The sequence below is a fragment of the Paraglaciecola hydrolytica genome, from assembly GCF_001565895.1.
In the GTDB taxonomy this organism is placed as follows: domain Bacteria; phylum Pseudomonadota; class Gammaproteobacteria; order Enterobacterales; family Alteromonadaceae; genus Paraglaciecola; species Paraglaciecola hydrolytica.
Genome location: NZ_LSNE01000020.1, coordinates 181,367 through 192,761 on the forward strand (window position 1 = coordinate 181,367; position 11,395 = coordinate 192,761).

Annotated in this window: 6 protein-coding genes; all 6 read right to left on the reverse strand. The window is 43.0% G+C overall.

Going from position 1 to position 11,395, the window contains the following annotated elements:
* Positions 1–110: 110 nt before the first annotated feature.
* Positions 111–2,033 (reverse strand): methyl-accepting chemotaxis protein, encoded by a 1,923-nt coding sequence (locus AX660_RS22355; protein ID WP_235594816.1) that lies wholly within the window; start codon positions 2,031–2,033, stop codon positions 111–113.
* A 630-nt stretch (positions 2,034–2,663) separates the two neighbouring features.
* A complete protein-coding gene (tuf, locus tag AX660_RS22360) occupies positions 2,664–3,848 on the reverse strand; it encodes an elongation factor Tu (protein WP_068382334.1) in 1,185 nt (394 codons plus the stop codon).
* Between the two features lie 67 nt (positions 3,849–3,915).
* Positions 3,916–6,021, reverse strand: coding sequence for an elongation factor G (fusA, locus tag AX660_RS22365; RefSeq protein ID WP_068382336.1), 2,106 nt, complete (start codon positions 6,019–6,021; stop codon positions 3,916–3,918).
* Between the two features lie 12 nt (positions 6,022–6,033).
* Positions 6,034–6,504 carry a 30S ribosomal protein S7 gene (rpsG, locus tag AX660_RS22370; RefSeq protein ID WP_068382338.1) on the reverse strand — a complete coding sequence of 157 codons (471 nt, stop codon included), beginning with the start codon at positions 6,502–6,504 and terminating at the stop codon, positions 6,034–6,036.
* A gap of 78 nt (positions 6,505–6,582) precedes the next feature.
* Positions 6,583–6,957 carry a 30S ribosomal protein S12 gene (gene rpsL / locus AX660_RS22375; RefSeq protein ID WP_068382340.1) on the reverse strand — a complete coding sequence of 125 codons (375 nt, stop codon included), beginning with the start codon at positions 6,955–6,957 and terminating at the stop codon, positions 6,583–6,585.
* Between the two features lie 218 nt (positions 6,958–7,175).
* Complete coding sequence (gene rpoC, locus AX660_RS22380) at positions 7,176–11,357, reverse strand: DNA-directed RNA polymerase subunit beta' (protein WP_068382342.1); 4,182 nt, start codon at positions 11,355–11,357, stop codon at positions 7,176–7,178.
* Positions 11,358–11,395 lie beyond the last annotated feature (38 nt).

Here is an 11,395-nt window from a genome sequence, read left to right on the forward strand (position 1 = left end):
GTTAATCCACCATAATCGATAAAAGTAAACAGTTCAATTTTCAAACAATAAAATATTTATCACTTTGTATTTGGATACGTAATGCTAACTTTGATAGATAGTTTTTGCCTTTAATGACGTTGATACAAACTAATCAAACTATCTAACTTCTCCGCTAACTGATTCAAGCTATTCGTTTGATCTGCAATTTGTTGCACGTTTTGTACATTTTGCTGTGCACTGTAACGAATATCCGCCATTTTTATATTTATGGATTCGATATTTTCCGATTGTTCGTTTGTGGCCACCGCCACTGTTTTATTCGTTTGTGAAATTTGGACAAAATGCTGCTGATTTTCCAACAATATTTTTTCTGCCTGACTAATTGATGTAGAGGTCGTTTGTGACTGCTGAATGATCTGGGCGATTTCAGTGGTAGCAGAACCTGAAGTTCGCTTTAATTCTTCCATGATATCTTGGACTTCGTGAGTGGAATCAGCCGTTCTGCGAGCTAAATTACGCACCTCTTCAGCTACTACGGCGAAACCGCGCCCCTGCTCGCCAGCCCGAGCTGCTTCTATCGCTGCATTTAACGCCAATAAGTTAGTTTGATCTGAAATGGCCTGAATGGTTTCAAGCACTTTAGCGATTGTCTCCGTATTGTTCGTTAGAGAAGTTATAACTTTGGCTACGTCGTTAATCTTTTCAGCTAGCTGCTTTATGTCAATTTGGGTACTATGAATGACGTCGGTAATGACCTTGCCGTCGCCACTAATTTGATCCGCCACTTTAGCGGCATCAGTCGCATTACTCGCCGCCATCACCACGCTGGCACTGACTTTTTCTAAAGCATTAGATATTAGTTGAGTATTTTGAGCGCTGTCCTCTACACTCTTTTTTGTTTGATCAGCATCACGCTTGAGCAAGGTTGCGACTCCCCTTAACTCCTCACCGCTGCGGGCAATTTGATTAAACAAGTCCTCTAGCTTCTGAATAAAGTTGTTGTAGCCAATAGCGACAACCGCTATTTCTTTTTGACCATCTTGAGGTAAACGATAAGAAAGATCTGCATTGCCCTGCCCTAGTTGACTGAAAACTTCGGCAAGCTGGCTAATAGGACGGGTCACTGTTCCTGCAATAAACCAAGCCACTATAGAAGCCAGTAACGCAATGAATAAGGACCAAAGTAAAATTTGCCAAGTAGCACTTGTTAAACTACTGAACATCTCATCGTATGGTACTTCAGCTACAACAAACCAGCCCATACTTGGAATAAAACTAGAAGCAAGTAAAAAGCGCTGTCCGTTTTTGTCTATCACTGACATGTTGAATTTTTGCTTATTTAATAATACCGCGCTGGTAGTAGCATCGAATAAAGTTGTTAAGCTGGCTTGCCCCACCACCGAACTGTCTTTGTGTAACTGCACAGCACCGCTACCATCCACCAAATAAACAAAGCCACTTTGTTCCAATTGGAAGCTTGCCAGCATATCAACAACAGATTTGAAAGACTTAGCTGTACCTGACAAACCTTGGCCATTGGGCTGTTGATAATTAACAAATAAATCAGTTTTACCTGTGTTTGGGTCACGATACACACTCACCATGTACTCTTTGCCACTTGCCGTATAGTTGTAATACCAACCATCAGCATTATCTTGTTTTAAACGACGCAAGAAGCCATCTTGATTCCAATAATCAGCGGTATTTTTGTCTGCAAAAGATACCGCACTTAATTGGTTAGCCACAGCGACGGCTTTTAATTTTCTCACTAATAAAGCTTCACCTGCGTTATCTCGCACGCCATTTACCCACTGGTGAATATGCTCATCAGTGGCGATTTGGCGAGCTATAACCTGCATTAATACGATATCGCTATCAATATTTTCAGCAATTTTTTCAACTGTAGTTGGCAACTCAGATTTTAAGACTCGATTTTCAATACTGGATTTTGCCGTCAACATACTCACCGTACCGACCAGCATCGCAGTTAGCATTACAAAAAGAATTAGGGTTAAAAGAATTTTTTGTCTAATTGAAAAAGTATTTATCATTATTTATGCCATCAAACAGTAAGTTGCGAATAAAAACGAAGAGCAAAGTCTAAGTTAAGCGCGTAAATTACAACATCCTGTTGTTCATTATTGTCCCCTCAACTGCATAATGATAAATGCTACAGCAACTGTAAAGTCACCCTTGAGCATTATTAAGAATATTACCATTTTTTTGCAATAATCCGGACCAAAAGGTCCAATTTGTTACAATAATGTATATAAATCAACATTTTAGAAACAAAATAAATGTTCGCACTTTACTTGTTTGTAAACTTCACAGCTATTTATAGTGATAAAAAAAGGCCACCGAAGTGACCTTTTTATAACGTTAATTAAATCAGCTATTAAACAATGATTTTAGCTACTACAGCAGCATGGGATGCCCCGCATTGGATGCCCCGCATGGGATGCCCCACATGGGGTGCACCACACTGAGTGCTCACGCCTACGGAACCACAAACTTACTCCGGGCATCCTAGCCTACGCCCCTTCGGGGCCGCGTTTCACACGTTCAACCTTCTCTCGAAACTTTTTCTCACGTAGGTATCCATTCGCCAGCGCGCAATAGTTGAAAGCCATAAAAAAAGGCCACCGAAGTGACCTTTTTTAGAACGTGAGTTAAATCAGCTATTAAGCAATGATTTTAGCTACTACGCCAGCACCTACTGTACGTCCACCTTCACGGATTGCGAAGCGTAAACCTTCGTCCATCGCGATTGGGTGAATCAACGTAACAACAAATTTAAGGTTGTCACCAGGCATTACCATTTCTACGCCTTCTGGTAACTCAACAGCACCTGTTACGTCAGTTGTACGGAAGTAAAACTGTGGACGGTAACCTTTGAAGAATGGCGTATGACGGCCACCTTCGTCTTTAGACAAGACGTAAACTTCAGCTTCAAACGTGGTGTGTGGCTTGATTGAACCAGGCTTACACAATACTTGACCACGCTCTACGTCTTCACGCTTAGTACCACGTAGTAACACACCTACGTTTTCACCAGCACGACCTTCGTCAAGCAATTTACGGAACATTTCTACACCAGTACAGGTCGTTGTCGTTGTGGCTTTGATACCTACGATTTCTACTGGCTCACCTACTTTAACGATACCTTGCTCAACACGGCCTGTTACAACAGTACCACGACCTGAGATTGAGAATACGTCTTCGATAGGAAGGATGAACGGACGGTCAATCGCACGCTCTGGCTCTGGGATATAAGCATCTAGAGCTTCAGCCAATTCGATTACTTTTGCTTCCCATGCTGGGTCGCCTTCAAGAGCTTTAAGCGCTGAACCTTTGATTACTGGTAAATCGTCGCCAGGGAAGTCATATTCAGTTAATAACTCACGAACTTCCATTTCAACTAATTCTAATAATTCTTCGTCGTCTACCATGTCACATTTGTTCATGAAAACGATCATATAAGGTACGCCAACCTGACGGCCTAACAAGATGTGCTCACGCGTTTGTGGCATAGGACCATCAGTTGCAGCAACAACCAAGATAGCGCCGTCCATTTGAGCAGCACCAGTGATCATGTTTTTAACATAATCGGCGTGTCCAGGACAGTCTACGTGGGCGTAGTGACGCTTAGGAGTATCGTATTCTACGTGTGAGGTATTGATAGTAATACCGCGCTCACGCTCTTCAGGAGCGTTGTCGATGGCTGCGAAGTTTTTCGCAGTACCGCCGTAGGTTTTTGCCAATACAGTGGTGATCGCTGCAGTTAAGGTGGTTTTACCGTGGTCAACGTGGCCGATAGTACCTACGTTTACGTGCGGTTTTGTACGTTCAAATTTTGACTTTGCCATTTTACCATTTTCCTAAGTTAAAAGTCCGGCCCCTATTAATATAGATAACCGGACCAGACCTTCATTATTAAGAGTGTCTAGCGTCAATAATAGCTTTAGCTACGTTATTGGGCGCTTCTGCGTAATTAAAAAATTCCATTGAGTATGACGCACGGCCCTGAGTAGCAGAACGCAGTGCAGTAGCATAACCAAACATTTCCGACAATGGCACTTTAGCATGAATTATTTTTATTCCAGCTAAACCGTCATCCATGCCTTCAATCATTCCGCGGCGGCGATTTAAATCACCCACCACATCACCCATCCAATCCTCTGGTGTGGTGACTTCAACTTTCATTGTTGGTTCAAGCAATACCGGATTCGCTAACGCTGCACCATTCTTGAAACCCATTGAACCAGCGATTTTAAACGCCATTTCCGAAGAGTCAACATCATGATATGAGCCATCAAACAAGGTTACTTTAACATCAAGCACCGGATAACCTGCTAACACACCATTTTGCAACTGTTCCTGAATACCTTTATCAACTGCGGGGATATATTCCTTAGGAACCGTACCACCTACAACAGCGTTAATAAATTTGTATCCAGCACCTTCTTCTTGAGGTTCAATCGTTAACCAAACGTGACCATATTGGCCTTTACCACCCGATTGACGGATAAATTTACCTTCCACATCCACCTTAGAGCGAATAGTTTCGCGATAGGCGACTTGTGGTTTACCTACATTACACTCTACATTGAATTCGCGTTTCATGCGATCAACGATGATATCGAGGTGTAATTCCCCCATACCTGAGATAATGATTTGGCCAGTCTCTTCATCTGTCTTGACCTTGAATGAGGGGTCTTCCGCCGTTAATTTACTTAAGGCAATGCCCATCTTTTCTTGATCAGCTTGCGAACGTGCTTCAACAGCAATAGAAATAACCGGTTCTGGAAATTCCATACGTTCAAGGGTGATTATGTGGTTTGGATCACATAAGGTATCGCCAGTGGTGACATCTTTTAAACCAATAGCTGCTGCGATATCTCCTGCTCGAACCTGTTTAAGTTCTTCACGGTCTTTCGCGTGCATTTGCACTATTCGTCCAAAACGTTCACGTTTGGCTTTAACTGGGTTATATACCGCGTCACCAGTGTTAACTACACCAGAATAACAACGGAAAAAGGTCAAGGTACCGACAAAAGGATCTGAGGCAATTTTAAACGCTAATGCCGCAAAGGGGGCATCATCGTCTGCAGGCCTTTCACCTTCCGTTTCGTCCTTATCATCGAGAATACCTTTAATAGCGGGTACATCTACCGGTGAGGGTAAATATTCGATAACAGAATCGAGTACGGCTTGAACACCTTTATTTTTAAAGGCAGAACCACAGGTTGCCAATACAATTTCGTTGTTTAAAGTACGCTTACGCAAACCAAATTTGATTTCTTCTTCAGAAAGTTCTTCACCTTCCAAATACTTGTTCATCAATTCGTCGTTTGCTTCGGCGGCTGCCTCGACTAAGTCAATACGCATTGCTTTCGCTTGCTCAACTAACTCAGCTGGTACAGCTTCATAACTAAAGGTCATACCTTGATCGGCATCACTCCAGTTAATCGCTTTAAACTTGATTAGGTCGATGACACCTTTAAAGGTCTCTTCTGCACCAATATTCAAATGAATAGGCACACAATTGGCACCTAAACGAGTACGAATCTGTTTGATAACACGTTTAAAGTCCGCTCCAGCTCTGTCCATCTTGTTAACAAATACAATACGTGGAACGTGGTATTTATTAGCTTGACGCCACACTGTTTCTGACTGAGGTTCTACACCTGATGAGCCGCAAAAAACTACCACGGCACCATCAAGCACACGCAAAGACCGCTCAACTTCAATAGTGAAGTCAACGTGTCCAGGCGTGTCTATGATATTTATACGATGTTGCTCGTATTGTTTATCCATGCCTGCCCAAAAGCAGGTAATCGCTGCCGACGTAATAGTAATGCCGCGTTCCTGTTCTTGTTCCATCCAATCCATGGTGGCAGCACCGTCATGTACTTCACCTATTTTGTGAGATACACCGGTGTAGAACAGCACGCGCTCAGTTGTTGTGGTTTTACCCGCATCAACGTGAGCCACGATACCAATATTTCGATAACGACCAATGGGCGTAATACGAGCCATAGCTTTCTCTTATTACCAGCGGTAGTGAGCGAAGGCTTTGTTTGCTTCAGCCATACGGTGAACGTCTTCACGTTTCTTAACCGCAGAGCCTTTGTTTTCAGCAGCGTCGAGCATTTCAGCTGCAAGGCGTTGAGCCATTGATTTTTCGCCACGCTTACGAGCAGCATCTACTAACCAACGCATACCTAGCGCATTACGACGAACTGGACGAACTTCTACTGGTACTTGGTACGTAGAACCACCAACACGACGAGATTTAACCTCAACCGTAGGGCGGATGTTGTCTAGTGCATCTTCAAATACGTCTAGCTGTGCTTTGCCAGCTTTTTGCGCAACAATTTCTAATGCGCCGTAAACGATTTTTTCAGCAGTCGATTTTTTGCCGTCTAACATCACGACATTCATAAATTTAGCTAGTAACTGTGATCCGAACTTAGGATCTGGTAGGATTTTTCGTTGACCTACAACTCTTCTTCTTGGCATCTTCAACTCTCCGTAGAATTTTCAGGGATATCCCAAAACTCAATTAATACTTAGTTTGGCCTTACTAACGGAGAACCGTTAAGACTTCGGCCTTTTTGCGCCGTACTTAGAACGGGCTTGTCTACGTTTGGTCACGCCAGCGCAGTCTAATGTTCCGCGCACAGTGTGATAACGCACACCTGGTAAATCTTTAACACGACCACCACGAATAAGAACAACACTGTGCTCTTGTAAGTTATGACCTTCACCGCCGATATAAGAAGAAACTTCAAAACCGTTGGTTAAACGAACACGGCATACTTTACGTAATGCAGAGTTCGGCTTTTTTGGTGTGGTGGTATATACACGAGTACATACGCCACGACGTTGTGGACAAGCTTGCAAAGCTGCGACGTTGCTCTTCGTCACTGGTGCTTGGCGTGGCTTGCGCACTAACTGGTTAACTGTTGCCATTAACTAGCTCCTGATTAAAATTACGACTGATTAACCCCTTGGGGTATAAAACGCGAAAAATCCGCTCCCATCATTGGATAACCATAGGGCTACCTAATTTTGGGTCGCGGAAGTCTAATGATCAATACCCTAGCTGTCAAGTAAGAAAGCCCTTAAACCGCATTTAATATGGGTTTAAGGGCTTCATTTTACTTACAGATCAAATTTGATCTTATTTTTTATTCGTCAATTTCAGAGGATTCATTAACCTCTGCATTTAACGCTTCACTCAAAGCTAACTCTGCATCAGAAGCTGAAACAGAAGGCTCTGGGTAACGTGCGGCCAATTTATTTGCTGCACGTTTTTGATGATACGCAAAACCAGTACCAGCTGGGATCAAGCGTCCAACGATAACGTTTTCTTTCAAGCCACGTAACTCATCTTCTTTACCTTGTACTGCTGCTTCAGTAAGAACACGGGTTGTTTCTTGGAAAGATGCCGCTGAAATAAAGGATTCAGTCGACAACGACGCTTTGGTGATACCCAATAATTGGGTTTCATACTTGGCAGGGATTTTTCCTTGCTTTTCGATTTCACGGTTAGCGATTTTAACGTTAGAAACTTCTACTTGCTCACCTTCTAAGAAGTTTGTATCACCTGAATAGGTAATCATACACTTACGCAACATTTGGCGGATGACCACTTCGATGTGCTTATCGTTAATTTTTACGCCTTGTAAGCGGTAAACTTCTTGTACTTCGTTAACAATGTAGTTAGACACCGCAGAGATGCCACGTAAACGTAGAATGTCATGGGGTGACTCTGGACCGTCAGCAATAACTTCACCTTTTTCAACGTTTTCACCTTCGAATACGTTGAGGTTACGCCATTTAGGGATCATCTCTTCATAGGGCTCGCCCTCTTTAGGAGTTATCACTAAACGTTTTTTGCCCTTAGTCTCTTTACCAAAACCGATCATACCAGACACTTCCGCAAGGATAGCTGGTTCTTTCGGACGGCGAGCTTCGAACAAGTCGGCAACACGTGGTAAACCACCGGTAATATCGCGTGTTTTTGAGCTTTCTTGAGGAATACGCGCCAACACATCACCAGGTTTAGCCATCATGCCATCTGTGGCTTCAATGGTGGTAAAACTAGGCAGACGGATTTCTTGTAAACCAAACTCGTCGCTTTCAAGAATAAGTTTAGGCTCTTTCGCATTAGCCTTAGACAAGTCGTTAACCACGATACGGGTCAAACCTGTCAACTCATCTTGTTGCATCTCAGTATTACTATCATCGATGTCAGCAAAAGAGATTTTTGCAGCACGTTCAGTAACGATTGGATGTGAATGCGGATCCCAGTTAGCGACGATCTCGCCAGCAGTGACTTTAGCACCATCATTAACAGTCAAGATGGCGCCGTAAGGTACTTTATAACGCTCTTTTTCACGACCTTGATCATCAATAATGGTGATCTCAGTTGAACGCGATACGATAACCACTTTGTCATCAGTATTACGTACAAACTTAGCGTTATGTAACTTAAGAGTACCCGTCGTTTTAACTTGTACGCTGTTTTCAGCAGAGGCTCTCGATGCCGCACCACCAATGTGGAAGGTACGCATCGTTAACTGTGTACCTGGCTCACCGATTGATTGAGCTGCGATAACACCGACAGCTTCACCGAAGCCAACCATGTGTCCACGGGCCAAATCACGACCATAACACTTGGCACAAACACCAAAGTCATTTTCACAAGTGATAACCGAGCGAACCATGATCATGTCAACCGAGTTGGCTTCTAACATGTCAACCAAAGCTTCATCTAACAATACGTTACGTTCAACAAGGATTTCATCAGAACCTGGTTTAACTACGTCTTCAGCAACTGTACGACCCAATACGCGTTCACGCAATGGTTCTACTACGTCACCACCTTCGATTAACGGAGTCATTTTGACACCTTCGAAAGTGCCACAGTCTAGGTTGTTAATAACCAAATCCTGCGCAACGTCTACTAGACGACGAGTCAAATAACCCGAGTTAGCTGTTTTAAGTGCAGTATCGGCCAAACCTTTACGTGCACCGTGAGTTGAGATGAAGTACTGAAGTACGTTCAAACCTTCACGGAAGTTTGCAGTAATTGGTGTTTCGATGATTGAACCATCAGGTTTAGCCATCAGACCACGCATACCAGCCAACTGACGTATCTGCGCGGCGCTACCACGAGCACCAGAGTCAGCCATCATAAACACAGAGTTGAAAGATGCTTGTTCTTCCATTACTCCATCACGGTTCATGACTTTTTCAGTTGATAGGTTTGTCATCATGGCTTTTGCTACACGTTCGTTAGCATTTGACCAAATATCGATTACTTTGTTGTAACGCTCACCGGCTGTTACTAAACCTGATTGGAATTGCTCTTGGATTTCACGAACTTCAGCTTCTGCTTCTTCGATGATATCTTTTTTGGCATCAGGAATAACCATGTCATCAATACCAACAGACGCACCTGCGATCATCGCGTAGTGGAAACCGGTATACATGATTTGGTCAGCAGTAATAACCGTATCTTTCAAACCTAGAGTACGATAACAAACGTTTAGTAAACGTGAGATCGCTTTTTTACCCATGGCTTGGTTGATGGTTTCAAAAGGTAAACCTTTTGGTAGGATCAACGATAAGATTGCACGGCCAACTGTGGTATCCGTTAAGGTTACTTTTTCAGTTTTATTGCCATCAGCATCAACATCATATTCAGTAATACGTACTTTTACGCGAGCATGCAATTCAGCCGCTTCGGTACGATAAGCTTTTTCAGCTTCATGGGGACTGGTAAATACCATACCTTCACCACGACCATTTACACGGTCACGAGTCATGTAGTACAGACCCATTACAACGTCCTGTGAAGGAACGATGATTGGCTCACCATTAGCTGGAGATAAGATGTTGTTGGTTGACATCATTAACGCACGAGCTTCTAACTGAGCTTCGATAGTTAATGGAATGTGTACCGCCATTTGGTCACCATCGAAGTCGGCGTTATAAGCCGCACACACCAATGGATGCAATTGAATGGCTTTACCTTCAATTAAGGTAGGTTCAAACGCTTGAATACCTAATCTGTGAAGTGTTGGTGCACGGTTAAGTAATACCGGGTGTTCACGGATTACTTCATCTAATACATCCCATACTTCTGGATCTTCACGTTCAACTAACTTTTTAGCCGCTTTGATAGTAGTAGCTAAACCACGGCCTTCTAACTTTCCGTAGATAAACGGCTTGAATAATTCAAGTGCCATTTTCTTAGGTAAACCACATTGATGTAAACGTAGTGTAGGACCAACGGTAATAACCGAACGGCCTGAATAATCTACACGTTTACCCAATAAGTTTTGACGGAAACGACCTTGTTTACCTTTGATCATATCGGCCAAAGATTTAAGAGGACGTTTGTTAGAGCCAGTAATTGCACGACCACGACGGCCGTTATCTAACAAAGCATCTACCGCTTCTTGTAACATACGTTTTTCGTTACGAACGATGATATCTGGCGCAGCCAAATCCAAGAGACGTTTCAAACGGTTGTTACGGTTAATGACACGGCGATATAAATCGTTTAGATCTGAAGTAGCAAAACGACCACCATCAAGTGGTACCAAAGGACGTAAATCCGGTGGTAATACTGGCAGTACTGTCATAATCATCCACTCTGGCTTGTTACCAGACTGTTGGAAAGACTCAAGCAGTTTAAGGCGTTTAGTGATCTTTTTACGCTTGGTTTCAGAATTAATACTTGGCAATTCTTCACGCATTGAGGCTACGTCGGCATCCACGTTTAAGGCTTTTAGCAATTCATAAACTGCTTCGGCACCCATCTTCGCTTCAAACTCGTCACCGTGCTCTTCTAAGGCATCCAAATATTCTTCTTCGTTGAGAAGTTGGCTGCGCTCAAGCGTCGTCATACCTGGTTCTGATACCACGTATGATTCAAAATATAATACTCGCTCAATGTCACGTAAGGTCATGTCTAACATCAAACCGATACGAGACGGTAATGATTTTAGGAACCAAATATGTGCGACTGGGCTGGCAAGTTCGATGTGACCCATACGCTCACGACGTACTTTGGTCAATGTCACTTCTACGCCACATTTTTCACAGATAACACCGCGATGTTTTAGGCGCTTATATTTACCACATAAACATTCATAATCTTTTACCGGCCCGAAAATACGCGCGCAGAATAAACCGTCACGCTCAGGCTTAAAGGTACGATAGTTGATTGTTTCGGGCTTCTTAACTTCCCCAAAAGACCATGAACGTATCATATCAGGCGAGGCAAGGCCTATTTTGATATTGTCGAACTCTTCAGTCTTATTTTGTTGCTTAAGAAACTTTAATAAATCTTTCACATTTCTCTCCCAGCGGAGTCAGTTGCAAATGTCCAGCA

Coding starts and splice junctions, on each gene's coding strand:
- fusA (WP_068382336.1), bottom strand. CDS start 6,021: ATGGCTCGTATTACGCCCATTGGTCGTTATCGAAATATTGGTATCGTG.
- AX660_RS22355 (WP_235594816.1), bottom strand. CDS start 2,033: ATGATAAATACTTTTTCAATTAGACAAAAAATTCTTTTAACCCTAATT.
- rpsL (WP_068382340.1), bottom strand. CDS start 6,957: ATGGCAACAGTTAACCAGTTAGTGCGCAAGCCACGCCAAGCACCAGTG.
- tuf (WP_068382334.1), bottom strand. CDS start 3,848: ATGGCAAAGTCAAAATTTGAACGTACAAAACCGCACGTAAACGTAGGT.
- rpsG (WP_068382338.1), bottom strand. CDS start 6,504: ATGCCAAGAAGAAGAGTTGTAGGTCAACGAAAAATCCTACCAGATCCT.